The organism is Haloarchaeobius litoreus (assembly GCF_024495425.1).
In the GTDB taxonomy this organism is placed as follows: Archaea; Halobacteriota; Halobacteria; order Halobacteriales; family Natrialbaceae; genus Haloarchaeobius; species Haloarchaeobius litoreus.
In genome coordinates this window covers 304,121-328,566 of the sequence record NZ_JANHJR010000003.1, presented here as the reverse complement: position 1 = coordinate 328,566, position 24,446 = coordinate 304,121, and the positions used below count along the sequence as shown (strand labels likewise).

The 24,446-nt window shown below is 70.4% G+C and carries 25 protein-coding genes; 17 read left to right on the top strand and 8 right to left on the bottom strand.

Features of this window, described 5'->3' with window-relative positions; all coding sequences use genetic code 11:
* Window positions 1-8: 8 nt before the first annotated feature.
* From NOW55_RS14120 to NOW55_RS14110, 3 genes are read left to right on the top strand one after another with little or no spacing between them, the layout of a single operon-like run.
* Complete coding sequence (locus tag NOW55_RS14120; RefSeq protein ID WP_256400758.1) at window positions 9-905, top strand: DUF4129 domain-containing protein; 897 nt, start codon at window positions 9-11, stop codon at window positions 903-905.
* A complete protein-coding gene (locus NOW55_RS14115; protein WP_256400757.1) occupies window positions 902-2,812 on the top strand; it encodes a DUF58 domain-containing protein in 1,911 nt (636 codons plus the stop codon). The genes NOW55_RS14120 and NOW55_RS14115 overlap by 4 nt, the downstream gene beginning before the upstream one ends.
* Window positions 2,809-3,297 carry a DUF7519 family protein gene (locus NOW55_RS14110; protein ID WP_256400756.1) on the top strand — a complete coding sequence of 163 codons (489 nt, stop codon included), beginning with the start codon at window positions 2,809-2,811 and terminating at the stop codon, window positions 3,295-3,297. The genes NOW55_RS14115 and NOW55_RS14110 overlap by 4 nt, the downstream gene beginning before the upstream one ends.
* 23 nt (window positions 3,298-3,320) lie before the next feature.
* On the opposite strand, the gene NOW55_RS14105 is transcribed toward NOW55_RS14110, so the two are convergent.
* On the bottom strand, window positions 3,321-5,243 hold the full coding sequence (locus NOW55_RS14105; protein ID WP_256400755.1) for a DEAD/DEAH box helicase: 1,923 nt from the start codon (window positions 5,241-5,243) through the stop codon (window positions 3,321-3,323).
* 246 nt (window positions 5,244-5,489) lie between these two features.
* Here NOW55_RS14105 and NOW55_RS14100 point away from each other — a divergent pair, with 246 nt between their 5' ends.
* The 3 genes from NOW55_RS14100 (at window position 5,490) to NOW55_RS14090 (ending at window position 7,662) form a co-directional block, all read left to right on the top strand.
* Window positions 5,490-7,001, top strand: a complete 1,512-nt coding sequence (locus NOW55_RS14100; protein WP_256400754.1) for an NCS2 family permease — start codon at window positions 5,490-5,492, stop codon at window positions 6,999-7,001.
* 68 nt (window positions 7,002-7,069) lie between these two features.
* Window positions 7,070-7,315 carry a glutathione S-transferase N-terminal domain-containing protein gene (locus NOW55_RS14095; RefSeq protein ID WP_256400753.1) on the top strand — a complete coding sequence of 82 codons (246 nt, stop codon included), beginning with the start codon at window positions 7,070-7,072 and terminating at the stop codon, window positions 7,313-7,315.
* Between the two features lie 74 nt (window positions 7,316-7,389).
* Window positions 7,390-7,662, top strand: coding sequence for a DUF5808 domain-containing protein (locus tag NOW55_RS14090; protein ID WP_256400752.1), 273 nt, complete (start codon window positions 7,390-7,392; stop codon window positions 7,660-7,662).
* Window position 7,663: 1 nt separating this feature from the next.
* Here NOW55_RS14090 and NOW55_RS14085 read toward each other — a convergent pair whose 3' ends face one another.
* The gene (locus tag NOW55_RS14085; protein ID WP_256400751.1) at window positions 7,664-9,319 is read right to left on the bottom strand and encodes an NADH-quinone oxidoreductase subunit D; all 1,656 of its coding nucleotides are present in this window, start codon (window positions 9,317-9,319) and stop codon (window positions 7,664-7,666) included.
* 120 nt (window positions 9,320-9,439) lie between these two features.
* On the opposite strand from NOW55_RS14085, the gene NOW55_RS14080 reads away from it, so the two are divergent.
* From NOW55_RS14080 to NOW55_RS14065, 4 genes are all read left to right on the top strand, one after another.
* A complete protein-coding gene (locus NOW55_RS14080) occupies window positions 9,440-10,093 on the top strand; it encodes a helix-turn-helix domain-containing protein (protein ID WP_256400750.1) in 654 nt (217 codons plus the stop codon).
* A gap of 65 nt (window positions 10,094-10,158) precedes the next feature.
* On the top strand, window positions 10,159-10,722 hold the full coding sequence (locus NOW55_RS14075) for an XTP/dITP diphosphatase (protein ID WP_256400749.1): 564 nt from the start codon (window positions 10,159-10,161) through the stop codon (window positions 10,720-10,722).
* A 214-nt stretch (window positions 10,723-10,936) separates the two neighbouring features.
* Window positions 10,937-11,716, top strand: a complete 780-nt coding sequence (locus NOW55_RS14070) for an SDR family NAD(P)-dependent oxidoreductase (protein ID WP_256400748.1) — start codon at window positions 10,937-10,939, stop codon at window positions 11,714-11,716.
* 39 nt (window positions 11,717-11,755) lie between these two features.
* On the top strand, window positions 11,756-11,959 hold the full coding sequence (locus tag NOW55_RS14065; RefSeq protein WP_256400747.1) for a hypothetical protein: 204 nt from the start codon (window positions 11,756-11,758) through the stop codon (window positions 11,957-11,959).
* Here the strand turns inward: NOW55_RS14065 and NOW55_RS14060 are convergent, their stop codons facing one another.
* The 4 genes from NOW55_RS14060 to NOW55_RS14045 all read right to left on the bottom strand — a co-directional run bounded on the left by NOW55_RS14060 (window position 11,960) and on the right by NOW55_RS14045 (window position 14,268).
* Window positions 11,960-12,430 carry a DUF7384 family protein gene (locus NOW55_RS14060; protein ID WP_256400746.1) on the bottom strand — a complete coding sequence of 157 codons (471 nt, stop codon included), beginning with the start codon at window positions 12,428-12,430 and terminating at the stop codon, window positions 11,960-11,962.
* On the bottom strand, window positions 12,420-12,554 hold the full coding sequence (locus NOW55_RS14055; protein ID WP_256400745.1) for a hypothetical protein: 135 nt from the start codon (window positions 12,552-12,554) through the stop codon (window positions 12,420-12,422). Before NOW55_RS14055 ends, NOW55_RS14060 begins: the two co-directional genes overlap by 11 nt.
* Window positions 12,551-13,414 carry a dihydrodipicolinate synthase family protein gene (locus NOW55_RS14050; RefSeq protein ID WP_256400744.1) on the bottom strand — a complete coding sequence of 288 codons (864 nt, stop codon included), beginning with the start codon at window positions 13,412-13,414 and terminating at the stop codon, window positions 12,551-12,553. Before NOW55_RS14050 ends, NOW55_RS14055 begins: the two co-directional genes overlap by 4 nt.
* A 197-nt stretch (window positions 13,415-13,611) precedes the next feature.
* Window positions 13,612-14,268, bottom strand: coding sequence for a potassium channel family protein (locus tag NOW55_RS14045; RefSeq protein ID WP_256400743.1), 657 nt, complete (start codon window positions 14,266-14,268; stop codon window positions 13,612-13,614).
* Between the two features lie 217 nt (window positions 14,269-14,485).
* On the opposite strand from NOW55_RS14045, the gene NOW55_RS14040 reads away from it, so the two are divergent.
* Genes NOW55_RS14040 through NOW55_RS14010 form a run of 7 tightly spaced genes read left to right on the top strand, consistent with a single transcriptional unit; the run spans window position 14,486 to window position 22,250 of the window.
* On the top strand, window positions 14,486-15,748 hold the full coding sequence (locus NOW55_RS14040; protein ID WP_256400742.1) for an ABC transporter substrate-binding protein: 1,263 nt from the start codon (window positions 14,486-14,488) through the stop codon (window positions 15,746-15,748).
* A gap of 3 nt (window positions 15,749-15,751) precedes the next feature.
* The gene (locus NOW55_RS14035; RefSeq protein ID WP_256400741.1) at window positions 15,752-16,771 is read left to right on the top strand and encodes a branched-chain amino acid ABC transporter permease; all 1,020 of its coding nucleotides are present in this window, start codon (window positions 15,752-15,754) and stop codon (window positions 16,769-16,771) included.
* Window positions 16,768-17,880 carry a branched-chain amino acid ABC transporter permease gene (locus tag NOW55_RS14030; protein WP_256400740.1) on the top strand — a complete coding sequence of 371 codons (1,113 nt, stop codon included), beginning with the start codon at window positions 16,768-16,770 and terminating at the stop codon, window positions 17,878-17,880. The genes NOW55_RS14035 and NOW55_RS14030 overlap by 4 nt, the downstream gene beginning before the upstream one ends.
* Window positions 17,877-18,746 carry an ABC transporter ATP-binding protein gene (locus tag NOW55_RS14025; RefSeq protein ID WP_256400739.1) on the top strand — a complete coding sequence of 290 codons (870 nt, stop codon included), beginning with the start codon at window positions 17,877-17,879 and terminating at the stop codon, window positions 18,744-18,746. Before NOW55_RS14030 ends, NOW55_RS14025 begins: the two co-directional genes overlap by 4 nt.
* A complete protein-coding gene (locus NOW55_RS14020; RefSeq protein ID WP_256400738.1) occupies window positions 18,743-19,501 on the top strand; it encodes an ABC transporter ATP-binding protein in 759 nt (252 codons plus the stop codon). The genes NOW55_RS14025 and NOW55_RS14020 overlap by 4 nt, the downstream gene beginning before the upstream one ends.
* A 14-nt stretch (window positions 19,502-19,515) precedes the next feature.
* Window positions 19,516-20,022, top strand: coding sequence for an LUD domain-containing protein (locus tag NOW55_RS14015; protein ID WP_256400737.1), 507 nt, complete (start codon window positions 19,516-19,518; stop codon window positions 20,020-20,022).
* Window positions 20,019-22,250: an LUD domain-containing protein gene (locus tag NOW55_RS14010; protein ID WP_256400736.1), complete on the top strand. Its 2,232-nt coding sequence runs from the start codon at window positions 20,019-20,021 to the stop codon at window positions 22,248-22,250. The genes NOW55_RS14015 and NOW55_RS14010 overlap by 4 nt, the downstream gene beginning before the upstream one ends.
* Here the strand turns inward: NOW55_RS14010 and NOW55_RS14005 are convergent.
* Entirely contained in the window at window positions 22,184-23,767 is a 1,584-nt protein-coding gene (locus tag NOW55_RS14005) for an Hvo_1808 family surface protein (RefSeq protein ID WP_256400735.1), read from the bottom strand. The two genes, NOW55_RS14010 and NOW55_RS14005, sit on opposite strands and share 67 nt — an antisense overlap.
* A 45-nt stretch (window positions 23,768-23,812) precedes the next feature.
* Entirely contained in the window at window positions 23,813-24,412 is a 600-nt protein-coding gene (locus NOW55_RS14000) for a class I SAM-dependent methyltransferase (RefSeq protein WP_256400734.1), read from the bottom strand.
* Window positions 24,413-24,446 lie beyond the last annotated feature (34 nt).

Sequence of the window (24,446 nt, the reverse complement as noted above, 5' to 3'; positions counted from 1 at the left end):
GTGACCGGATGCGACCTCGCGCCCTCCTCGCGACGGCCGTCGGCCTCCTCGGCATCGTCGCGCTCGCAGCAGCCCTCTCGACGTCAGAGACGCCCGTCACGGCCAGCGTCGGAACCGGTGGCGGGCGGGGCGTCGCCCGTGCGTTCGTGGCGGCCGTCAGCCTGTTCGCGCTCGTCGCCGTCCCGCTGCTCCTGCCCGCGCTCCGACGGGAGAACCCGACCGAGACCGTCGACCCCTGGCTGGCCGGGGTCGCTGTCCTCTCGCTCGGTGCTCTCGTCGCGGTCGTCGCGTTCCTGCTGACGACCGCCGTCGGTGGCGGCACATCGAGGCCAGCCGGTGGCGGGCTGGCTCCCCTCGGGGCCGGGAACCGGTCCGCGTCGATGCCGGCGACGGGCCCCGGCGGCACGGGACTCGCCGGGCTGGCCGTCGTCGGGGCCGTCGGGCTCGCTGGCCTCGGGCTCCTCTGGTTCCGACTCCGGAACCCGGAGCCGTCGCTCGACGAGGGAGCCCCCGACGACGCGGCGGCCCGGGAACGCGTCGCCGCGACGGCCGGCACTGCCGCTGACCGCCTCGCCACAGGCGACCGCCCCGTCGACAACGTCGTCTATCGGGCGTGGCGCGAGATGACGGCCGCACTCGACGTCGGGGAGCCAGCGGCGACGACGCCCGGCGAGTTCGCCGCGGCGGCGGTCGACGCGGGCCTCGGCCCCGACGCGGTCGCCGAACTGACCGACGTGTTCGAGACGGTGCGCTACGGCGAGGCCGACCCCGCGAGCTACGCGGACCGGGCACGGCGGGCGCTGGAGCGCATCGAGCAGACGACCGACGTGGACGACGCCGCCCCGACGACCGATGTGGGCGACGCCGACCCGACGAGCGAGGGCGACGTGGAGGGGGACCGATGAACCGCCCGCTCACGGTCGGCGGTGCGGTCGCCGTCGCCGTCGGCCTGGGTGGGCTGCTCGACGTCGGGACCGCTGGCGCGGTCGTCGCTGCCGTCGCGGCGCTCGGCCTCACCGCGTGGCTCGCCAGCAGCGTGGTCCTCGCCGAGGACGACGACCGCGGACTCCCCGCCGTCGAGTTCGCAGCTGGCACCGACCCGCCGGGGGCGACCCTCACGACCGCACTTGGTCAGTTCGTCGGCAGCGGGCGTGTCGGACGCGCCACCCGCGACCTACGGGGGGCACTCTCGGCGGCCGCCGTCTCGGTGCTCGTGCGCGACGGCGACCGAACTGTGGCCGAGGCCGAGGCGGCGCTCGCGGACGGCAGCTGGACCGCCGACGAGCGTGCAGCTGCGTTCCTCGCCGACAGCGAGTCGGGGGAGAACAGCGACGAAGACCGCTCCTGGGCCGACCGCCTCCCGTTCCGTGGCGGGCCGTCGGTCCGGGACGACGTGCGGCGGACGGTCGACGCGCTGGCCACCGTCGCTGGCGTCGGCCACTCCGGCGACGACCCTGGCTGGTTCGCGGTCGAGACGTCGCGGCCGGTCGAGACGGTGCCGTCGCTGCCCGCCGACCACGACGGTGGCCCGGTCGTCCGCGAGCGCCGTTCCACGGGACGCTGGCGCGGGCTCCGCGCGCTCGGCGTTGGCACGCTCGCCGTCGGAACGCTGCTGCAGTCCCCGTCCGTCGTCCTGTTCGCCGCCCTCCCGTTCGGCTACCTCGGTGCGGCACGGCTCGGGTCCGCGGGGCTCAACGGGGAGTACGTCCCCGAGCTCGCCGTCGAACGCTCGCTGCCCGACGATGGCGTCGCCCCCGGCGACCGCGCCCCGGTCGAACTCGTGGTGCGGAACGAGGGCGACGAGCGCGTCGCTGACTGCCGTCTGGTCGACGGGGTCCCCGCCGGCATCCGTGTCGTCGACGGCTCCCCACGTGCTGCGGTCGCGCTGGCACCGGGCGAGTCGACGACCCTTCGGTACGCTGTCGCCGCCCGCCGCGGCAGCCACACGTTCGACCCGACGCTGGCGGTCGTCCGGGATGCCGCGGGGACGACCGCGGTCGAGTGCCTGCTCCCCGCGGATTCGACGCTCCGGGTGCGGCCCCGGTTCGAGGCCGCGTCGACGGTGCCGCTCCGTCGGCAGGGGCCCCGCGCAGCCGGCGAGATACGGACCGGCGATGGCGGCGAGGGGACGACGTTCCACGCGACCCGCGAGTACCGCCGAGGCGACCCACTCTCGCGGGTGGACTGGCGGCGCTGGGCCCGGACGGGGGAGTTCGCGACCGTGGAGTTCGAGCGCGAGCGCGCCGCGACCGTCGTCTTCGTCGTCGACGCCCGGGGCGCGGGCTACGTCGCCCCCGACCGGGAGTCCGAGCACGCCCTCGACCGGGCACTCGGCGCGGTCGCGTCGCTGTACCCGGCGCTGACCGCTGCCGGGAACCGGGTCGGCCTCTCCGCCGTCAGCACGGCCGATTGCTGGGTGCCACCCGGGGCGGGGAAGGCCCATCGCGCCCGGTTCCGCGAGACGCTCGCGACGCACCCCGCACTGTCGTCGGCCCCGGAGGGGACGAACCTCGCCGCACGGACCGCCGTCGAACGGCTTCACCGGCGGCTCCCGACGGGCGCGCAGGTGCTCCTGCTCTCGCCGCTCTGTGACGACTACGCCGCGCAGGTCGCCCGACGGTTCGAGGTCGGCGGCCACCCCGCGACGGTCGTCAGCCCGGACCCGACGACGACCGACTCGCCCAGCGGGACGCTCGCACGGCTCGCCCGGCAGAACCGGGTCCACGACCTGCGGGAGGCGGGCGTGACGGTCGTGGACTGGGCCTGGGACGAGCCGCTGTCGACCGCACTCGAACGGGGTGAGCGACTGTGAGCCGCGCCGGACACACGGCGGCGTGGGCGAGCCTCGTCGCCGCCGGGGTCGCGGTCGTCGTCGCCGCCCTCGCTGGTGTCGCCACTCTCGGGCTCGCCACCGTCGGTGTTGCGCTCCTCGCCGCGGGGGTGTGGCGTCGTGTCGGGGCCGCCGTCACGTTCGGCGCACTGGGACTCCTCTTCGCGGTCCTGCTCGCCGGGACAGTGCTCGCGCCACTGCCGACGCTGCTCGGCGGGCTGGGTGCGATGGTCGCGTGGGACGCCGGCCAGCACGCGAGCGAGCTCGACCGTCAGCTCGCCCCCGAGAGTCCGACCAGAGCCGTCGAACTCCGCCACCTCGGCCACTCGCTCGTCGTCGGGGCGGTCGGCGTCGGCGTCGCCTACGGCGGGTACCTGTTCGCAGTCGGCGGCTTCGAGGCTGGCTCGGCGGCGCTCCTGTTCGTCGGGTGTGTCGCACTGCTGGTCGCGTTCGGGCGGGAGTTCTGACCGCCTGCACGCGCCGCCTCCGCTCAGGCCTCCCGCTCGACCAGCGCCTCGCGTGTCTCGCGGATGACCCGGGCGACGCGCTCGACCTCGCCGCCCTCGTCGGCGATGTAGCCCGCGATGGACTCCGTGGCAGCGAGCAGCCACGCCGCCCGTTCGGCGATGCGGCCCACGTCGCCCGGCCCGACGCCGTACTGCTCGGCGAGCTCGTCCAGCGCGACGCCGTCGGCCCAGTCTGCGAGCATCAGCGCGGTCTTGAACACGTCCAGCCAGCGCTGGAAGTCGCCGTCGAAGCTCATCACCGACTTCGTGAGCTCGCCCTCGCGCCGGGTCGCCGCGTCCGTCACCCTGCCGGCCTCGTCGTTGCGGACGTACAGCGTCGGCATGTCGCTCGTATCGCAGACGAGTTCGAGCACCGTCAGCGAGGTCACACGTGGGAGGTCGCCGGCTCTTTCGATGGCGTCGACGACGGACCGGCCGGTGACGGGGTCGACGTAGACGCGGGAGACGAGCGTGCCGAGCCGGGTCGCGGCGAGCCCGTCGCGGCGGTCGAGCATCCCCGCCGCGGCGAGGTAGTCGAGCACGTCGCCGACGACGGAGCCGAGCTCGTCGGCGGCGCGCTGATGACCGTAGAACGTCTCGTCGAGCAGGTCGAGCACCTCGGCTCTCGAATCTGCGAACCCCGACGCGACCGTCGAGAGCACGTGCGTGCGCAGCGCGCGTTCGCTGTCGAGCTTCGAGGTGACGCGCTCGGGCTCGGCACCGACGTACCGGCCGCGCAGCTCGTCGGCCTCGCCTGCGTCGCTGGCGACGAGCAGCGCCTCGCCGTAGGGGTCGAGGTGGGGTCGGCCGGCCCGGCCGAACATCTGGTGGACCTCGAGGACGGGGAGCGAAGCCATCCCCTCGCCGTCGAAGCGCTCGTGGTCGCGGACGACGACCCGGCGGGCCGGGACGTTCACCCCGGCGGCGAGCGTCGGTGTGGCGACGATGACCTTCAGCTCGCGGTCCCGGAAGGCGTCCTCGACGACCCGGCGCTGGTCCGCCGAGAGTCCGGCGTGGTGGAACGCGACGGCGTTCGCCGCCGAGCGTGCGAGGTCGGTGCCGGTGCCGGTCGTCGCCAGAAGCCGGAGTTCCTCCGCGACCTCGGCGGCGTCGTCGAGGAACTCGTCGCCGAGGTCCTCGGCGAGCGCCTGTGCGGACCGGCGCGAGGAGACGAACACGAGGCACTGCCCGCCGTCGTCCACGGCGTCGCGGGCGAGCGCGATGGCGGGCTGGTCGCCGCCGGTCGGGATGTCGCGCTCCTCGCCGTCGTCGAAGACGGCCGTCTCCTCGGCGTAGACGCCGGTCTTCAGCTCGACCGGTCGCCAGTCGCTCGCGACGAGTTCGGCGTCGAGCCAGTCCGCGATCTCGGCGGCGTTGCCGACCGTCGCGGAGAGGCCGACGAGCTGGATGTCGGGGGTGAGCCGGCGGAGCTTGGCGACGGTCACCTCCAGCGTCGGCCCGCGGCCGTCCTGGTCGAGCAGGTGTATCTCGTCGACGACCGCGCAGTCGACCGCCGAGATCCACTCGGCCCCGTTCCGAATCGCCGAGTCGACCTTCTCGCTGGTGGCGACGACGATGTCGTGCTCCGCGAGGTCCTCGTCGGTCGCGTCGAAGTCGCCCGTCGCGATGCCGACGCTCACGTCCGGCAGTTCGGTGAACTCGTCGTACTTCTCCGTCGCGAGCGCCCGCAGCGGGACGACGTACACCGCCGGGCCGTCGCTGGTGAGCATCGCCAGCTGGGCGACGAACGTCTTGCCCGACGCGGTGGGGACAGCGGCGAGGACGCGCTCGCCCTCGCAGACCCCCGCCTCGACGGCCGCCACCTGCGGCGGGTAGAGCTCCTCGACGCCCTGGGCCTCGAAGTGCGCGACGAAGCGCTCGGCCAGCGGCAGGTCCGCGACGTGCATCTACCACCGTGTTCGGCGGGATGGTATAAAAAGTGGAGCCGCGAGCGGGGGGTGTGGACGGCCGCAGCCGGTGCTCGTGCCGAGGCAGCCGTGCCCGGCCGACCGGGTGAGCCGTCGGGCAGGGCCACCGACGGGGCTCCGTTTCCCGGGGTACAATCGTGTAATTATCCACGTGCGTGTACAACTTCTCGCCTGTTTTCCGAAATGGTTTAGTACGGCAGATTTGTGGTTGGTCGTACGTGCATTATGGGTTCCAGTGACAGTGCGGCGGGTGGCTCGGACTCGGGTGGTGGGTCCAGCTGGTTCGCCGACTACTTCGGATTCGGAGCGCACGGTACAGACCTCAGAACCGAGCTACTGGCGGGGTTGACGACGTTCCTGACGATGAGCTACATCATCGTCGTCAACCCGGCCATCCTGAGCATCGTCATCACTCCCGAGGCGCTCGGGGTCGAGCCAGGGATGGAGTTCCAGCTCCTCGCTGTGACCACCATCATCTCCTCCGTGGCGGCGATGCTGGTGATGGCGTTCTACGCGAACCGACCGTTCGGGCTCGCCCCCGGGATGGGCCTGAACGCCTTCTTCGTCGCCGTCGTCCTGACGATTCCGTCGGTGACGTGGCAGGTCGCCCTCGCGGCGGTCTTCGTCGAAGGGTTGCTGTTCATCGGGCTGACGCTGGTCGGTCTGCGCGAGTACGTCATCAACCTCTTCCCCGAGCCCGTGAAGTACGGCGTCGGGCCCGGAATCGGGCTGTTCCTCGCGCTCATCGGGCTCCAGCAGATGCGAATCATCGCCGGCGACATCGGTATCGTCGAGGTGCCGACCGACGCCGGGAACTTCGTGACGCTGAACCCGGTCCTCGCACAGGACGCCATCGCGGTCGTCTCCATCGTCGGCGTGTTCCTGACGCTCGTGCTCTACGCCCGCGGCGTCAAGGGCTCCATCGTCGCCGGCATCCTCGGGACGAGCGTCATCAGCTACGTCGTCGCGGCGCTGGGCGTGACAGCCGACATCGGGTCGCTCCCGGTCGAGGGCGAGGGCATCAAGCTCGCCGCCGCGACGTCGAGTCTCGCACCCGGCGTCGGCGACCTCAGCTACTCCGCCGCCGACTACGACATCACGCCGCTGCTCGGCGCGTTCCTCGACGGGTTCGCGGACGTCGGGGCGCTGACGTTCGCGATGGTGATGTTCACGTTCTTCTTCGTCGACTTCTTCGACACCGCCGGCACGCTCGTCGGCCTGTCCAACGCCGCGGACATGACCGACGAGAACGGTGAGGTCCCCGAGATCGAGAAGCCCCTGCTCGCCGACGCAGTCGGAACGACCGTCGGCGGCATCGTGGGCACCTCCACGGTGACGACGTACATCGAGTCCTCGACCGGCATCGAGGAGGGCGGCCGCACCGGCATGACCGCACTGGTCGTCGCCGCGCTGTTCCTGCTCGCCCTGGTCGCCATCCCGTTACTCTCGGTCATCCCGTCGTTCGCACCGTACGTCGCGTTCGTCATCGTCGCGGTGTTCATGCTGCGGAACGTCACCGACATCGACTGGCAGGACAACGCGAGCGCGGTCACCGGCGGGCTGACCATCTTGCTGATGCCGCTGACGACGTCCATCGCGACCGGCATCGCTGGCGGCCTGCTCGCGTACCCCCTCGTCTCGGCGGCCCAGGGCGACTTCGAGGACGTACGTCTCGGCCACTGGGCGCTGGCTGGCTTCGTCGTCGTCTACTACGTCGTCCGGACCGTCTACATCTGACTGGTCTGGCGACCGCGGCGCACACGACCGCCGTCCCTTTTATGACGAGGCACCAACCGGTGACCAGCATGTCCACGCTCGAACTGTACGACCTGCCCGGCTGTCCGTTCTGCGCGAAGGTGAAGACCAAGCTCGACGAGCTCGGCCTCGAGTACGAGACCCACGAGGTCCCACGCTCGCACGGTCAGCGAACCGAGGTGAAGGCGGTCAGCGGCCAGACGGGCGTCCCTGTCCTCGTCGACCCCGACAACGGCGTCGAGGGGATGCCAGAGTCCGACGACATCGTCGCGTACCTCGAGAAGCACTACGCGTAGGACCCCTCCTCGCCGTCGGGGGAACGGTCGGCGCGACGACAATCTTCTTAAATCAACCGCACGTACGTACAGGTATGCCCAAGAAACCGAGTTCTGGCGAGATTCTGGGGGTTCCGTACAACTTCGAACGGCCGAGCCTGAGCCGCATGGTCTCCTCGTACTGGGAGCCCGGCGAGGGGATGCTCGTGAAGAAGCCGTTCGGCATCGGCTACACGCTGAACCTGGCGAACTGGCGCTCGTGGGTCGTCATCGCGGTCGCCGGCGGGCTGCTCTGGCAGGAGCGCGGCTCCAGCTCGGAGGCCGGGGAAGAGGAGGACGAGGCCGTCGAGGTCATCGTCGAGGACTGACTCAGCGGTCGACTTCTCCCATGATCGTATCGAGGCTGCCCAGCGACGCGACCAGGTCGGGGACGTACTCGCCCTCGGCGATGGCGGGCAGCGCGGAGAGGTTCGAGAAGCACGGGCTCCGGATCTTGAACCGGGCGGGCTCGTCGGTACCGTCCGAACGGATGTAGATGCCGAGCTCGCCCTTCGCGCCCTCGACGGCGCGGTAGACCTCGGTGTCGGCCTCGGGCTTGAGGGTGCGTGGGACGTTCGACTGGATGGTGCGGTCTTCGTCGGGCCAGTCCTCGAGGACGTCGACGCACTGCTCGATTATCTTCGCGGACTCCTCGACCTCCTGCAGGCGGACGAGGACGCGGGCGAAGTTGTCGCAGCCGTCGCGCGTGACGACGTCCCAGTCGAGCTCGTCGTAGTAGCCGTACGGGTCGTCGCGGCGCAGGTCGTAGTCGATGCCGGAGCCGCGGGCGACGGGGCCGGTGCAGCCGTACTCCTTCGCGACGTCGGGGTCGAGGTGACCGGTGTCGACGCAGCGGAGCTGGAAGACCTCGTTGCTCGTGAGCAGGTCGTGGTACTCCTCCAGCGCGGGCGGGAGCGTCGCCAGGGTCTCGCGCACGTCCGCGAAGAACGCCTCGCGGGGGTCGGGGAGGTCCCAGGCGACACCGCCGAGTCTGAGGTAGTTGAACATCATGCGCTGGCCGGTGAGCTGTTCGAGCAGTCCCAGCGCCTTCTCGCGGTCGCGGATGCCGTACTGGAAGACGGCGGTGAACTCGCCGAACACGTCGAGCGCGTACGTCGCGATGGCGAGCATGTGCGAGGCGATGCGGCAGAGCTCCGCCCCCATCGTCCGGATGACCTGTGCGTACTCGGGCACCTCGATGTCCGCCAAATCTTCGGCGGCACGGGCGTACGCCCACTCGTTCAGCAGGCCGGAGGAGGCCCAGTCCCAGCGGTCGGGATAGGGCATGATCTGGTGGCGGTAGGTGCCGTTCTGGCACAGCTGCTCCTCGCAGCGGTGGATGAAGCCGATGTCCGGGTCCACGTCGACCACGGTCTCGCCGTCGAGGACGGTCTCGACGTGCAGGACGCCGTGGGTCGACGGGTGATGCGGCCCGATGTTGAGGAAGAGCGTGTCCTGTTCGCGTTCGTCGTCGTGCAGCGGGTTCGCGTGCTCCTCCAGCGGGACGACCTGCGGCTGGTCCTGGTCGTAGTCCAGCGAGAGCGGGTGGCCCTGCCACGTCCGGGGCAGGAGGATACGCCGCGGGTCGGGGTGGTCGCCGTAGTCGATGCCGACCAGGTCGTACGCCTCCCGCTCGTGCCAGTTCGCCGTCTCGTAGACGGGTGCGGCGGACTCGCTCCACGGCTCGTCGACGGTCGTCGGGACCACGACGCTCAGCTCGTCGGTCGGGTCGTCGTAGCTCTTGAGGTGGTAGATGGTCTCGTAGCGGTCCTCGTACTGCTGGGCGGTGACGCAGGAGCAGTGGTCGTAGCCCGCCTCGCGCTTGAGGAGTGCGAGGACGGTCCGGACCTGGTCGGGCCGGACGACGATGCCCGGCGCGTTCAGGTGCTCCTCGCGGTCGAGGACGTACTCGCCAACCAGCCCGTCGATGTCCGGCTCTGTCGCCCGTTCCGGCGACACAAGCGTCTCGGCCGTCCCCCCGCTCATCGCACGATACCCCCTGTGGGACTCGTCGGTCGCTCCATACCGGCATTCGTGGCCGCGGTGCCACGGCGCTTCGGTCGCAGTCGCTAGGGGATTTAAGTCACACGTGCGAACCCGTGGTCGATGAAGTACCTGCAGGTCACACTCAGGCACTCGGCGGAGACCATCCACCCGATGCACGAGTTCGTCTGCGACCACGGGGGGTACGACGAGTACGACCTCGTCAACTGGAACTTCGCCACGCCCGACGCGAACACGCTCCTCTTCCACGTCCGCGGCCCCCGCGAGCCGTACGAGGCGGCGTTGCGGGAGGTCGATGGCGTCCGGTCGTTCGAGGTGGCCCCGCTCGGTGACGACCGCTTCTACGTCTACGTCATGGACGACCCCGACGAGACCGGCGAGGGCCTGATGGCGGCGTTCTCGCGACCGAGCATCGCGGCCGTTCCGCCGCTGTCCTACCGGATGGACCGCTCGGTGTCCATCGGCGTCCTCGGGGAGCCCGACCGCCTTCGGGAGGTGTTCGAGGCGACGCCGGACGGCATCCGTGTGGACATCGAACGCGTCGGCGAGTACGCCGCCGACCCCGCAGCCGCCGGGGCGCGACTCACCAACCGCCAGCGCGAGGCCGTCCAGGCGGCACAGGATCTGGGCTACTACGAGGTTCCTCGCGAGGCGACGGTCGCCGACGTGGCAGACGAGCTCGACTGCTCGACGGGCACCGCCGCCGAACACCTCCAGAAGGCCGCCGCGGAGCTGCTCGGCGACCTCGACTGCTGACGCCCGTCCGTCGCGGCTCGCCCGCGACCGACGGCTCTTTGGCCCCGACCCGCCGACGCTATCGCATGACGATTCGCTTCGTGACGAGCAACGAGGGGAAGGTCCGCGAGGCCCGCGAGTACCTCGCCGAGCCCGTCGAGCAGGTGAACTACGACTACACCGAGATACAGAGCGACGACCTCGGCGACATCGCCGCCCACGGCGCCCGCGAGGCGTTCGAACACCTCGGCGGCGAGGAGCCCGTGCTGGTCGACGACGCCGGGCTGTTCTGCGACGCCTTCGACGGCTTCCCCGGCCCGTACTCGGCCTACGTCCAGGACACCGTCGGCGTGCAGGGCGTGCGCGACCTCGTCGCCACCGCCGACGACGACCGCGCGCGCTTCCGGACCGTCCTCGCGTACTGCGACGGCGACGAGGTCAACACGTTCGAGGGCGCAGTTCAGGGCCGTATCGTCGACCCGCGCGGCGACGGCGGGTTCGGCTACGACCCCATCTTCGAGCACGACGGACAGACCATGGCCGAGATGAGCACCGCCGAGAAGAACGCCATCAGCCATCGCGGTCGCGCGCTGGCGAAGTTCGCGGACTGGCTCGCCGCCGAGCCGGCGGAGCGCAAGGGCCCCCGCTAGTTCCTCACCGGTCACCCGACAGTTCAAGTCCGAAGCCGGGGCCAGGCTCGGCGTGTACTGACTACCGGCCCCCGGCGGCCGAGGCGGGTGCGTGGCGCACCGCCGGGGGCACTGCCGCGCCGCCTGTCCGCTACTCCCTGTCCGCCAGTCCGGACTCTCCGTCGGTCCAGCCGAAACCCGAAGCGTTACTCTCCCGGCGTCCGCCGTTGCCGATATGACACGCGACACCGCCCTCATCACCGGCGCGTCCAGCGGCATCGGCCGCGAGCTCGCCAGACAGTTCGCCCGCCACGGCCACGACGTCGTCGCCGTCGCCCGCAGCGAGGACATCCTCGACGGGGTGGCCGAGGAAATCGAATCCCGGTACGCCGTCGACGTGACGCCGCTCGCGATGGACCTCGACCGGGACGGCGCGAGCCAGGAGCTGTACGACGCGGTCCACGAGCGCGACCTCGGGGTCGGCATCCTCGTGAACAACGTTGGTATCGGCACCTACGGGCCGTTCGCCGACGCCGACCTTGACGAGGAGCGCACCCAGCTGCGGCTGAACGTCGTCACGCTCGTCGAGCTCACCCGGTTGTTCCTCGACGACTTCACCGACCGCGACCACGGGAAGATCCTCAACGTCGGCTCGACGGCCGGCTTCCAGCCCGGGCCGTTCATGGCCGGCTACTACGCAAGCAAGGCCTACGTCAACTCCTTCACCGAGGCGCTCGCCGAGGAACTGCGCGACACCGGCGTCTCCGCGACGGTTCTGGCCCCCGGGCCAGTCGACACCGACTTCCAGTCCCGCGCCGGCATGGAGGACTCCGCGGTCGGCTCGACGTACAAACAACCCGTCGAGGACGTCGCCAAGGCGGGCTACACGGGACTGATGAAGGGCAAGCCGGTCGTCGTCCCCGGGCTGCCGATGAAGGCGCTCTACCTGCTCTCGCGGGTGACGCCACGACCGATCCTCCGGCGGGTCGCCCGGCGGGTCAACGAGGAGCGGTAATCGGAAGTTCTATCGGGGCCACGTCCCGCGGTTTCGGTGATGTCCTCCGACTCGATGGTCCAGCGACTCGGTCCCCATCAGGCTGCCCTGTTCGCCGCCACCGGAAGTGCCATCATGCTCCTCCTGGCGGCTGGAGTGCTCTTCGTGTCTGACTCCTCGGTATACTGGGTCCTCCTCGCGGTCGCACCCGTGGACCTCGCGCTCGTCTACGTCCTCCTGAAGCGAACCTTCGAACGGACCTGATCAGGCTCTCGGGTCGCGGTCCGGCCCAGGGTACTCGCCACCGACGACGGCCTCGTACAGGCTCTCGGCGTCGAACAGCCGCGCGAACGCGTCCGGCGTCCGGACGCTGAGCGACATCCGGCGGTTCAGGTTCGCCCCGGCGTCGACGCTCCCGAGTCCCTCGTCGAAGCTCAGGAGGTGGGCGGCCTGCCCGCGGTAGGCCGACGCCAGTCCGGGATGGTCCGTCGCTGGATGGTCCACCGGCTCGCGCTCGGCCTCGATGCGCTCGCGCCAGTCCGCCGCGAGCGACGCGTCCGTCAGCTCCGAGAGGACCGCCTCGGCGTCGTCGAGCAGGTGGTCGCTCGCGACGAGGGTCACCCAGTCGTGTCGCCGGACGTGGTCCATGGCCGCACGGCTCGCCCCGCCACAGCAGACGTCGGCGGCGAGCACGTCGGCGTCGGCGACGACGCGGGCGGCCGACTCAGCGCTCATCGTCGCCTCCGTCGTCGGCGTTCTCGTCGCCCCTCTCGCGACGGTGCTCGGTGAGCGTCTCGCGCACGTCCTCGACGGTCACGTCGTATTCGGCGGCCCGGTCGAACAGCTCGCCCCAGCTCATCGTGCGGCCTCCACGAGTTCGGCGAGCTCGGTCGCGGCGTCCTCGTCGACCGGGCGGAACGGCCGTCGCACGTGCCCGGCGGGGAGCGACCGCGAGCGCATCGCGGCTTTCAGTCCGGGGACGCCGTACCGGGCGGTGACCGCGCGGTTCAGCTCGACGAGCGACCGGTTCAGGTCGCGTGCGCCGTCGGCGTCGCCCTCGGTGTGACGGTCGTAGATGTCGCTCGCGAGGCCGGGGACGACGTTCGCCAGCGCGAGCACCCCGCCGGCTGCACCGTGGTCGAGGCCGGCGGCGTAGATGCTCCCGCTCCCGACGAGGGCGGAGAAGTCGGCGTCTTCGGTCATGGCGGCCGTGCGCTGGAGTCGTTCGAGGTTCCCGCTGGAGTCCTTGATGCCGCCGACGTTCGGGTGCGTCGCCAGCGACTCGACGGTGCGCGGGTCGAGCGCCGTCTCGGTGTACTTCGGCACGCTGTAGAGGTAGACCCGGATGGGGCTCTCGTCGGCGAGGTCGCGGTAGTACGACGCGAGCGCCCTCTGGTCGTGCCGGAAGTAGTACGGGGTGACCACGAGCGCGGCGTCGGCACCGGCCGCGCCGGCAGCCTCGGTGTCGGCGAGTGTCTCGCGGTAGCCCGGCTGGCCCGTGCCGGCGAGGACGGGGACGTCGCTCCGGTCGGCGACGATCTCGACGACGCGCCGGCGCTCTGCCGCGGTGAGCAGTGGTGCCTCGCTGTTCGACCCACACGGGACGATGAAGTCGACGCCGGCGTCGGTGACACGGTCGACGAGCGCGCGGAGCGCGGGTTCGTCCACGTCGCCCGCCTCGTCGAAGGGTGTCACGAGCGGCAGTCCGGTGCCTTGCATGGTGGGAGTGAGTCGGCGGGGCGTCAAAAGCGAACCGCTGGTGGGGTATCGCCGCCACCGTGTGACGAACGTCTGACGTAACTTTAAGGCCAATCGAGGTCACGCACCGGTAGGGCGCGCACGACGGCCTCGAACTCCCATCCTAAACGTCGCGCGCCCGGTAGCTGTCTCTTCCCCCCCTTTCCGCCGACACGACCTCAGGCCGCGGTGAGTGCCTGCCGTACCGAGTCGACACCCGTCTGTTCGACGACGACGGCGAGTCGGTCGCCCGCGTCGATCGACGTCGAGGGGAGCGGAATCGTGAGCGGGCCGTCGCTCGGCCCGTGGGCGTAGACGCGCGCCTGCTCGGGCAGGTCGACCTCGACGACGCGCTTGCCGACGAGCTTCGAATCTTCGGGAATCTCGAAGACGGAGAACTGCAGGTTCTCGGTCACGTCGGCGAGGACGTTGAAGTCGCCGCCGAGCATCGCGGTCTTCGCGCCGGCGGCACCCAGCCGCTCGGGGTAGATGACCTCGTCGACGTCGCTGGCGTACTTCTCGTAGATGTCCTCGCGGTAGTCCTCGTCGATGCGGAGGACGGTCCGCGCGCCGTTGTGCTTCCCGATCATGCAGGCGGTGAAGTTCGCGTTCAGGTCGGGCGTGAGCGCGGCGATGGCGTCGGCGTCGGCGATGCCGGCCTCCTGGAGTACGTCCTCGTTCTCGGCGTCACCCTCGACGACGGTGAAGCCGTCGTTGCGCGCGCGGGCCACGCGGTCAGGGTCGTTGTCGACCACGACGACGTCGTGGCCCTCCTCGCTGAGGATGCGGCAGGTTCTCGTTCCGACGCGACCGTATCCCACGATAACGAACTTCATGGGGGACGCTACGCGAGCGGGGGGTAAAAAAGATAGTCCCGGGACGGCCGGGCGATGCGGCGTCGTTCAGTGGCCCCCGTCGGTCCCCTTTCGACGTGACGGTCGTGACGGCCGTTCGTTCGAGTGGCTTGAACCCACCGGTCTGACAGGCTGAACCCGCCGTCCACACTCGATTTCACTACGTAGGTTTATTTATGGTCGATTGTTAGTCCAGTTCATGAGTGGCAACAACACTCGGGAAACGGTGGACAGGCGCACGGTACTCCGCGCGGCTGGCGCGGCAGGTATCGGTGGACTCGCGGGCTGTCTCGGCGGCGGTGGTGGCGAGGGCGGGGCCAACGAGCTGACGGTCGGCTACGCAACGTCGCTGTCGGGGCCGTTCGCGGTGTTCGGCCAGTCAGCTCTGGACGGGGCGATGCTCGCGGCCGAGGACCTGGAGGAGGAACTCGACGTCAGCATCACGGTCGAAGAGGGCGACACGCAGCTCGACCCGCAGACGGGCGTGAGCCAGCTCCAGCGGATGGTCACCGAGGCCGAGGCGGACTTCACGATGGGGGCTGTCTCGTCGAGCGCCGCGCAGGCGATGGCCTCCTGGGCGAACGAGAACGAGGTCATCTACATGCCGACGGGGGCACACGGGGACGGCCTGACCGGCGAGGCGTGCGGGCCGTACTCGTTCCGTCCAACGGCGTCGAACTCCATGCTCGCGGCGAGCATCGGCGCGGAGATGGCCGAGAGCGCGGACAGCTGGTACCTGCTCTACTCGGACTACGCGTGGGGCCAGACCGCACAGTCGGCGGTGACCCGCATCCTCGAGGAGCAGGGCAAGGAGGTCGTCGGGCGGTCGGCGACGCCGTTCCCGGCGGACGACTACTCGCCGTACCTGAACGAGGCGGACAACTCCGGCGCGGAGGGCATCGGGATGCTCATCGCCGGACTGGACCTGCGGAAGGCGACGAACCAGCTGGTCTCACAGGGCATGCAGGGGAACTACACGCTCGCGATGCACCAGCTCGAGGACGCCGTCTTCTGGGGACTGGACCGTGAGTCGGCCGGAATCCTCGACTCGGCGGGGCAGGTCTGGGGGCCGGCGGTCGACACCGACGCGAGCGTCGACTTCTGCGAGCGGGTCGCGGAGTACTCGGACACGGACCCGTACGTCCGGCACTTCCTCGGGTACCTCTCGATGGACCAGGCGGTGCGCGCGGCCGTGCGGGCGGACTCGACCAACGCCGACGACATGCGCGGGGCTCTGGAGGGCCACGAGGTGACGTCCGTGGCCGCCGACATCAAGGGCGGCGACAGCGGGATGTACTGGCGCGAGGGCGACCACCAGCTCATCCAGCCCACCTACACCGTGGAGGCGCTGCCGGTCGAGGAGATGTCCGAGGACCCCTACAAGCGGTGGTTCCAGGTCGTGAACACGTTCGACGGCGACGACGTGGCGCGCCCGGTGTCCGAGACCGGCTGTTCGATGTGATCGATGAGCACGACGGAACTCACCCGTGAGGACCTCGCGACGGTCTCGCCAGCCTGGTGGGCCGCCGCGGTCCTCACCATCGTCCTGCTTGCGGTCACGTTCGCGGTCGAGCCGGGGCTGTTCATCGACCAGGCCATCGGCGGCCTCGTGTACGGGATGGTGCTCGTGCTCGTCACGCTCGGGCTCTCGCTCATCCTCGGCCTGATGGGTATCGTCAACTTCGCCCACGGCGCGTTCTTCATGCTGGGGGCGTACCTCTCGTACTCGGTCGTCGTCACGCTCGGCCTGCCGTTCTGGGCGGCGCTGATACTCGCACCGCTCATCGTCGGCGTGGTCGGCGTCGTCCTGGAGATCACCGTGCTGCGATACCTCTACGGCTCGGACCCCATCGTCAGCCTGCTCGCGACGTTCGGCCTGACGATGATGATCGAGGAGGTCATCCGTGCGTACTGGGGGACCGCCCCGCTCGAGATCTCCCGACCGGCGGTGCTCACGCGCGGGACGGACCTCGGCGTGACGACGGTGCCGACCTACCGGCTGTTCCTGGTCGGCGTGGCGGTCGTCACCATCGTCGCGGTGTACCTGCTCATCTCGCGGACCGACTTCGGGCTCACGGTCAGGGCCGGGGTCCAGGACGGCGAGATGACCGAGTTCGTCGGGGTGAACCTCCCGGTTCGCTTCACCGCGATGTTCTTCCTCGGGGCGGCGCTGGCCGGCTTCGCCGGCGTGCTGTACTCCGCCGAGACGGGCATGCGGACGACGATGGGCGAGACGTTCGTCATCCTCGCGTTCGTGGTCGTCGTGGTCGGGGGTATCGGGAGCCTGTTCGGGAGCGTGGTGAGCGGCATCCTCATCGGCGTGTCGGCGTACCTCACGCCGGTCGTGCTCACCGCGCTCGCGGAGGTGACGAACCAGCCGTGGCTGGCGCTCCAGATCCGGGACCTCGTCCCGTACCTCGTGATGATACTCATCCTGCTGTACCGGCCACGGGGGCTGTTCGGCGAGGAGGGGTTCCTCGAATGAGCGGCGAGACGGCGACCGGCGGCGGGTCGACCGAGACGCTGGACCGCGCCCGGGCGCTGTTCTGGCGCTACCGGGTGCCGCTCGGGCTCGTCCTGGTCGTCCTGCTGTTGCGCCCGGTCATCTCGCACCCGCTGTTGCTGGGCTACGAGGCCGTCGCGGCGACCATCCTCATCTGGATGGTGTTCGTCGCGGCGTTCAACCTGCTCTTCGGCTACGCGGGGCTGCTCTCGTTCGGGCATGCGATGTTCCTCGGCTTCGGGATGTACGCCGCGGCCATCGGCGTCTCCGGCCGGGCCGGCGCGCCCGAACTGCCGTTCCCGGTCGCCGCCGCCATCGGCATCGGCGTCGCGGCGACGGTCGGCTACCTGCTCGGGCGGCTCACCGTCGAGAAGGGCGAGATCTACTTCGCCTTCCTCACGCTGGCGGTCGCACAGGCCGTGGAGTTCACCGCGAACCGGAACCCGCTGAACCTCACCGGCGGCTCGAACGGCGTCACGCAGAACGTGCTGCCGTCGTGGATCGAGTCGACCCGGGGCCAACTCGTCGTCGTCTTCGGGGGCCTCGAGGTCGACTGGTACTGGTTCGTCTCGGTGGTGTTCCTCGTCGCGATGCTCGCGCTCTGGCAGATCGTTCGCTCGCCGTTCGGGCGGTCGCTCATCGCCATCCGCGAGAACGGCGACCTCGCACGGGCGATGGGTATCGACACGACCCGGTACAAGGTGCAGGCGTTCACCATCAGCGCCGCGTTCTCGGCGCTCGCCGGGTCGGTGCTGATGGTCGACCGGTACGGCGCGTCACAGGAGACCCTCAGCGTCATCACCAGCGGCGACACCGTGCTGATGGCCGTCCTCGGCGGAGTCCGGTACTTCTTCGGCCCCATCGCGGGCGTGTTCGTCTGGCAGTTCGCCGAGGAGTTCCTCAACGAGTTCGAGGTGCTGCACCTCGGGTTCGCGAGCGTCGACCTCTCGGGGGTGCTGACGCACTGGCACTTCTTCCTCGGCGCGCTGTTCGTCGTCATCGTCGTGGTGGCCCCGCTGGAGGGCATCTGGGGCTACCTGCGTGACTGGATGCGCGGCCTCTACGGTCGGCTCAAGGGGGTGGCAGAATGAGCGACACCGCCGACGCATCCGGCGAGGCTACCGACGACGTGGGAGCGACGGACGCCGGCCACGAGGCCGACGCGGTGCCGTCGCCGGACCCCGCCGTCGACCCGACCGACGCCGTGCTGGCGACCGACGAGCTGCACCGGACGTTCGGCGAGGTCACGGCGGTCGACCACGTCTCGCTCGGCGTCGAGCGCGGCGAGCTCCGGGCCATCATCGGCCCGAACGGCGCGGGCAAGACGACGCTGTTCAACACCATCATGGGGACGCTCCCGCCGACCGACGGACGGGTGTTCCTCGACGGCGCGGACGTCACCGACCGCGCCGAGCACGAGCGACCGCACCTCGGACTGGCGCGGTCGTTCCAGTCGAACGAGCTGTTCGAGGACCAGACGGTACTGGAGAACGTCCGCGTGGTCGTCCAGACGACCCAGCGCGGCGCGTTCAGCTTCGACCTGTTCCGTGACCATCGGTCCGTGGGCAGGGAGCGAGCACTCGAACTGCTCGACACGGTCGGGCTCGACGCCCCGCCGACGACGCTCGCGAAGAACCTCCCCCACGGCAACCAGCGCCGCCTCGGCATCGCGATGGCGCTGGCGACCGACCCCGAGGTGCTGCTGCTCGACGAGCCCACGTCGGGGATGAGTCCCGGCGCGACGACGGCGACGGCGACCCTCATCGAGGAGATACGGGACGAGCTCGGGCTGACGGTCGTCCTCATCGAGCACGACATGGACGTCGTGCTCTCCATCTCGGACCGCATCTCGGTGCTGAACCGCGGCTCGGTCATCGCGACCGGGCCGCCCGAGGAGATACAGGCGAACGACGCGGTACAGGACGCGTACCTCGGCGGTATGCGGGAGGAACTATGAGCTCTGACTGGGACGCCAGCACGGCAACGGACACGACGGAACCGACCACCCCGCTGCTCGAAATCGACGGCCTCGAAGCCGGCTACGAGACCGGGCAGGTGCTGTTCGACGTGGACCTCGCCATCGACGAGGGCGAGCTCGTCTCCCTGCTCGGCCGCAACGGCGCGGGGAAGACGACGACGATGCACGCAATCATGGGGGCGGACGAGCCCGCCGTACTCGGCGGCGACGTTCGCTACCGCGGCGAGTCCATCGTCGGGTGGCCGTCGCACCGGCGGGCGAACGCCGGCATCGCAATCGTCCCCGAGAAGCGGCGCTGCTTCCCACGGCTCTCGGTCGTGGAGAACGTCCGGCTCGCCATCAACCACGCCGAGAACCCGCTCGGGCTGGACGAGGCGCTCGCGTTCTTCCCGGAGCTGGACGACATGCGCAGAAAGGAGGCCCGCAACATGAGCGGCGGCGAACAGCAGATGCTCGCCATCGCCCGCGCGCTCGCGGCGAACCCGGACCTGATGCTGCTCGACGAGCCGTTCGAGGGGCTCGCGCCGTACATCGTCCGGCGCATCGAGGACATCGTCGCGGACATCAACGCCGAGCAGGGCATCACGGTGTTCTTCGTCGAGCAGAACGTCGCGGCCGCACTCGCCATCGCGGACCGGCACTACGTGCTCGACGAGGGTCGCATCGTCGACGAGGTGACGAGCCAACGCATCCGCGAGGACGCGGAGTTCCGTCAACGATACCTCGGTGTGTGACGTTGCATCGGACAGTGACAGTCACCGACGACTTTCTGGACGCGCTCGCCGACCTCGGCGTCTCGCACGACCAGACGACGCTCGACGACCTGCCGGCGACACTGGCCGACGCGGTCGACGACCCGGCGGTCGGTGTGCCGCTGCACGTCGACGCCGCCCTGCCCGAGTCGGTCGCGACGACGTTCACGCCGAGCGAGCTACAGGACGCGGCGACGGGCGTCACGCCCGCCAGACTCGGCATCGCCGAGTACGGGAGCGTCCTGATACGGTCGAGTGCGGGCGGTGACGAACCCGTGAGCCTCTACCCGGAGCGACACGTGGCCGTCCTCGCAGCCGAGGATGTCGTGGCGACCGGCCGCGACGCGGTCGACTGGCTGGCCGACGAGGTCGCCGCCGGTCGCGGCTCGCACGTGCTCGCGACGGGAGCGTCCGCGACGGCGGACATGGGTGGGCTCGTGGAGGGCGTCCACGGCCCGAACGAGGTCCACGTCGTGCTCGTCGAGGAGGTGAGCGACGAGTGAGTTCGGAACGCAAGCGGAAGGCAGCTCACATCCGGCATCTGCTCGACACGGAGGGGCCGCTCATCGGTCCGAAGGTCAGCTCGAAGAACCGCGACCGCTACGATGCGGCCGAACGGTTCGAGTCGTGGGATAGCGCCCGCGACGAGGCCCGCGCGATCAAGGAGGCCGCCATCGCGGACCTGCCGGACCTGATCGAGCGGCTGCGGGAGTCGGTCGAGGAAAACGGCGGCACCGTCTACGTCGCCGACGACGCGGCCGACGCGAACCGCTACGTCACCGAGCTCTGCGCGGAGCAGGGTGCGGAGACGCTCGTGAAGTCGAAGTCGATGACGACGGAGGAGCTGGACCTGAACGACGCGCTCGCGGCCGCCGGCGTGGACACCTACGAGACGGACCTGGGCGAGTTCGTGATACAGCTGGCCGACGAGACGCCGAGTCACATCGTCGGCCCGGCGCTGCACAAGTCCAGAGAACAGATCGCCGACCTGCTGAACGACGTGTTCGAGCCCGACGAGCCGCTGGAGACGGCCGAGGAGATGACCCGGTTCGCCCGGGACTACCTCGGCGAGCGCATCCGGGAGGCCGACGTGGGTGTGACCGGCGCGAACTTCGTCTTCGCGGAGTCGGGCTCGATGGCGCTCGTGACCAACGAGGGCAACGCCCGGAAGTGCGCGGTGACGCCCGATACGCACGTCGCCGTCACCGGCATCGAGAAGATACTGCCCTCGGTCGACGACTTCGGCCCGTTCGTCGACCTCATCTCGAAGGCGGCGACCGGGCAGGACATCTCGCGGTACGTCTCGCTGTTCACGCCACCGACGGCCTCGCCGACGCTGGACTTCGAGTCGGACGAGCCCATCGAGTTCGGCGATTCGACCGCCGCGTCCGGGGCGACCGCGAGGACCGACGACCCGAACCCCGACCGGGAGTTCCACCTCGTGCTCGTCGACAACGGCCGCACCGAGATGCGCGAGGACGACCAGTTGCGGGAGACGCTGTACTGCATCCGGTGTGGCGCGTGCTCGAACTCGTGTGCGAACTTCCAGGCCGTCGGCGGCCACGGCTTCGGCGGCGAGACGTACTCCGGCGGCATCGCGACCGGCTGGGAGGCCGGCGTCCACGGCATGGACAGCGCCGCCGAGTTCAACGACCTCTGCACCGGCTGCTCGCGCTGCGTCGACGCCTGCCCCGTCAAGATCGACATCCCGTGGATCAACACGGTCGTCCGCGACCGGCTGAACCGAGACGCCGACCCGGACACGTTCGACCACCTCGTCTCCGGGCTGACGCCGGACGAGGAGCCGTCCGGGCTCGCGCTGGACAAGCGCCTGTTCGGCAACTTCGAGCGGCTCGCGAAGCTCGGCAGCGCGACCGCCCCCGTCTCGAACTGGCTCGCCGACGCCGGGCCGGTCCGGGCCGGGATGGAACGGTTCGCCGGCGTCGACCGTCGGCGAGACTTACCGAAGTTCCAGCGGGAGACGTTGGTCGACTGGTTCGACGGACGGGGGCCGCGAGTCGCCAGCGACGACGCCGAGCGCGAGGCGGTGCTCTACCCCGACGCGTACACCAACTACGTGCTGGTCGACCGCGGGAAGGCGGCGGTCCGGGCGCTGGAGGCACTGGACGTGCGCGTCCACGTGCCCCGCGTCCGGTCCTCGGGGCGCGCGCCGCTCTCGCAGGGGATGATCTCCACCGCGGAGGACCACGCCCACCACGTCTACGCCGGGCTGGCCGAACACATCGACGCCGGGCGCGACGTGGTGGTCGTCGAACCCTCCGCGCTCGCGATGTTCGAGCGGGAGTACGGGCGACTCCTGACCCCGAAATCCGCAGACCGGCTGGCCGACGCGAGCTACGAGGTCATGGAGTACGTGTACGGCCTGCTGGAGAACGGTGGCTCGCCCGACGCGCTCGGGAGCCCGCCGGAGGCCGTCGCCTACCACAGCCACTGCCAGGGTCGCACGCTCGACCTCGAACCGTACACCGTTGCCGTGCTGGAAGCGTGCGGCGCGACGGTCCGAACCTCCGACGTGGAGTGCTGCGGGATGGCCGGCAGCTTCGGCTACAAGGAGACCTACTACGAGCTGAGCATGGACGTCGGCGAGGAGCTCGCCGACCAGTTCGCCGACGAGCCGGTCGTCGCCGCGAGCGGCACGTCCTGTCAGGAGCAGCTCGACGCGATGCTCGGCGGCGAGGTTCCGCACGCCGTCGAGTTGATCGCGCCCTGAGCGGGCGAGACGTCGGCTGCGGTCACCCGGCTGTTCTCCGGATGCACCTCCGACAGCGCCGACCGGTCCGGCCCGTTGACGATGGTCACCGTCTCGCCGGAGACGCGGACCGAGAAGGCATCGGCGAATTCACCGTCCGGAACGACCCAGCGGCCGTCGTCGCGCTGGCCTGCGCCGTGGTACTCGAGGAGGTCCCGATACGCGCTCGCGAACTCGCGAGCCTCGGCGCTGGAGTCCCACTCGATGCGCCAGACGTAGCCCGACTCGTCGCCGTTGCGGTAGGCGTACAGGCGGTCGCCGCCCCAGCCGGCGCTCGGGGCGAGGTCGTAGGTGAGCCGTGGCCCCGGGCCGTCCTGCCGGAGGAACGCGTCCCGCTCGACGAGACTCCCCTCCCGGTCGTCGTACAGCGTGTAGGCGAACATCGTCGCGAGGCTCGCCTCGCCGAGGGTCCGGCCCGCCGGCTCGCCGGCGGTCACGCGCTCCCAGTCGTCGCTGCTGCGGTCGGGGACCGAGACTGACTCGGCCTCCTCCGGATCCGAGTCCCAGTGGATGACCTGCTCGCTCGACAGCGGCGGTTCCTGGTAGAGTTCGGCGACGCCGTCCCAGCCCCCGCGCTCGTACACCCCGGCGACCATCGACTCACCCGCGGCGTACGGGAAGTACGACTGGAGGTAGATACCCACGTTCGGACCCGCGCTGCCGGCGGCTGCGTCGCCGCCCCCGCCGCCACCGGAGCCCCCGTCGCCACCGTCCGAATCGCTGCTGCTCTCGTCGGCCCAGTCGCTTCGACGCAGGCAGTCCCACTCCTCGCCACAGCGCGCCTCGTACCGGCGCTCGGCGAAGTTCGCGTCGCCCTCGATGAGCGCCCGGAGCGCGACGATGCCGTCCTGCGAGATGTTCTGGGGGATGCGGGTCTGCCGGAGCGGCCCACGGAACTGGTAGGCGTGGACGAGTTCGTGGCCAAGCGTCAGCTCGGCCAGTCTGGGCGAGTCCGAGTTCGAGACGACGACGATGCGGTCCTGCTGGGTGTCGTAGTAGCCCTGGACGGACGCCTCGCGGGTCGCCTCCTCGGCCTCGCCCGCGTCGGTCGTCTCGCCGACGACGAACAGCGCCTCGAACTCGGCAGCGCGTTCGGCCGCGGCGGCGCGCTGGGCAGCCGTCGTCGACCCGTCGCCACCGCCGCCCGCGCTGTACTCGGAGCGGTTGATGAGCTCGACGTCGACGGGCTCGTCGAACTCCACGTCCCTGACGACCTCGACGCGGGCCATCGCGCGGGAGACGAGCGCCTGCAGCTCGGCCTCGGTCAGGCCGTCCTCGGGGTCGACGTCCAGTGACTCGTTGTGCCAGTAGCCCCGTTCCCAGCCCTGCACGTCCGTCGTCGGGTCGGTGACGGTGGGGTCCGCCGCGAGCGAGTCGTCCCCCGCCGGCGGGTCGGCCTCCTGTGCACCGAGCGCGGTGCAGCCTGCCAGCGCGACTATCGCGAGTGTGACGACGACGAGCAACGAGGACCTGCGCATTCACCCGTCGTTCGGACCGGCCGGACAAAAGGCGTCCGCCCGTCGCTACGCCACCCGAGCGACCACCTGCACCCAGCCGTCCTGGCTCGCGACCTCCTCGGCGTCGGCCGTCTCGACGTGGGTCGGGTCGAAGCCGGCGTCGACCAGCAGTTCGCGCACCGCGTCCGCCGTGTGGCGCTCGAAGAACCGGCCGTCCCCGTCGAAGCCGCTCTCGTCGCCGCGCTTCAGCGAGCAGTACAGGGTCCCGCCGTCGTCGAGCACCCGCGCGAACTCCGCGAGCGTCGCCGGCATGTCCTCGCGTGGCACGTGCAGCAGCGACGCGCAGGCCCAGACACCGTCGAAACTGTCGTCGGCGAACGGGAGGTGGCGCATGTCGCCCAGCGCGAACCGGGCGTCGGGGACGTTCGTACGGGCGCTTTCGAGGAACGACGGCGTCACGTCCAGCCCGGTCACGTCGTCGCCGCGGTCGGCGAACGTCTCCGCATCCGAGCCGGGACCGCAGCCCACGTCGAGGATTCGCCGGCCGTCGAGCGCGTCGAAGAAGGGCTCGCCGAACCGCTCGGCGATGGACTCGCGTCGGTACTTCTCGACGAAGGCGTCGCTGTTGGACTCGTAGATGGACCGTGTTCGGGCGACTTCGTCCATGTCGTCGTCTGCTCCGCGTCCAGTCATCAATCTT

Excerpts from the sequence above, each read along its gene's own strand:
- NOW55_RS14120 (WP_256400758.1), top strand. The coding sequence starts at position 9 with ATGCGACCTCGCGCCCTCCTCGCGACGGCCGTCGGCCTCCTCGGCATC.
- NOW55_RS14115 (WP_256400757.1), top strand. The coding sequence starts at position 902 with ATGAACCGCCCGCTCACGGTCGGCGGTGCGGTCGCCGTCGCCGTCGGC.
- NOW55_RS14105 (WP_256400755.1), bottom strand. The coding sequence starts at position 5,243 with ATGCACGTCGCGGACCTGCCGCTGGCCGAGCGCTTCGTCGCGCACTTC.
- NOW55_RS14100 (WP_256400754.1), top strand. The coding sequence starts at position 5,490 with ATGGGTTCCAGTGACAGTGCGGCGGGTGGCTCGGACTCGGGTGGTGGG.
- NOW55_RS14095 (WP_256400753.1), top strand. The coding sequence starts at position 7,070 with ATGTCCACGCTCGAACTGTACGACCTGCCCGGCTGTCCGTTCTGCGCG.
- NOW55_RS14090 (WP_256400752.1), top strand. The coding sequence starts at position 7,390 with ATGCCCAAGAAACCGAGTTCTGGCGAGATTCTGGGGGTTCCGTACAAC.
- NOW55_RS14085 (WP_256400751.1), bottom strand. The coding sequence starts at position 9,319 with ATGAGCGGGGGGACGGCCGAGACGCTTGTGTCGCCGGAACGGGCGACA.
- NOW55_RS14080 (WP_256400750.1), top strand. The coding sequence starts at position 9,440 with ATGAAGTACCTGCAGGTCACACTCAGGCACTCGGCGGAGACCATCCAC.
- NOW55_RS14075 (WP_256400749.1), top strand. The coding sequence starts at position 10,159 with ATGACGATTCGCTTCGTGACGAGCAACGAGGGGAAGGTCCGCGAGGCC.
- NOW55_RS14070 (WP_256400748.1), top strand. The coding sequence starts at position 10,937 with ATGACACGCGACACCGCCCTCATCACCGGCGCGTCCAGCGGCATCGGC.
- NOW55_RS14065 (WP_256400747.1), top strand. The coding sequence starts at position 11,756 with ATGTCCTCCGACTCGATGGTCCAGCGACTCGGTCCCCATCAGGCTGCC.
- NOW55_RS14060 (WP_256400746.1), bottom strand. The coding sequence starts at position 12,430 with ATGAGCGCTGAGTCGGCCGCCCGCGTCGTCGCCGACGCCGACGTGCTC.
- NOW55_RS14055 (WP_256400745.1), bottom strand. The coding sequence starts at position 12,554 with ATGAGCTGGGGCGAGCTGTTCGACCGGGCCGCCGAATACGACGTGACC.
- NOW55_RS14050 (WP_256400744.1), bottom strand. The coding sequence starts at position 13,414 with ATGCAAGGCACCGGACTGCCGCTCGTGACACCCTTCGACGAGGCGGGC.
- NOW55_RS14045 (WP_256400743.1), bottom strand. The coding sequence starts at position 14,268 with ATGAAGTTCGTTATCGTGGGATACGGTCGCGTCGGAACGAGAACCTGC.
- NOW55_RS14040 (WP_256400742.1), top strand. The coding sequence starts at position 14,486 with ATGAGTGGCAACAACACTCGGGAAACGGTGGACAGGCGCACGGTACTC.
- NOW55_RS14035 (WP_256400741.1), top strand. The coding sequence starts at position 15,752 with ATGAGCACGACGGAACTCACCCGTGAGGACCTCGCGACGGTCTCGCCA.
- NOW55_RS14030 (WP_256400740.1), top strand. The coding sequence starts at position 16,768 with ATGAGCGGCGAGACGGCGACCGGCGGCGGGTCGACCGAGACGCTGGAC.
- NOW55_RS14025 (WP_256400739.1), top strand. The coding sequence starts at position 17,877 with ATGAGCGACACCGCCGACGCATCCGGCGAGGCTACCGACGACGTGGGA.
- NOW55_RS14020 (WP_256400738.1), top strand. The coding sequence starts at position 18,743 with ATGAGCTCTGACTGGGACGCCAGCACGGCAACGGACACGACGGAACCG.
- NOW55_RS14005 (WP_256400735.1), bottom strand. The coding sequence starts at position 23,767 with ATGCGCAGGTCCTCGTTGCTCGTCGTCGTCACACTCGCGATAGTCGCG.
- NOW55_RS14000 (WP_256400734.1), bottom strand. The coding sequence starts at position 24,412 with ATGGACGAAGTCGCCCGAACACGGTCCATCTACGAGTCCAACAGCGAC.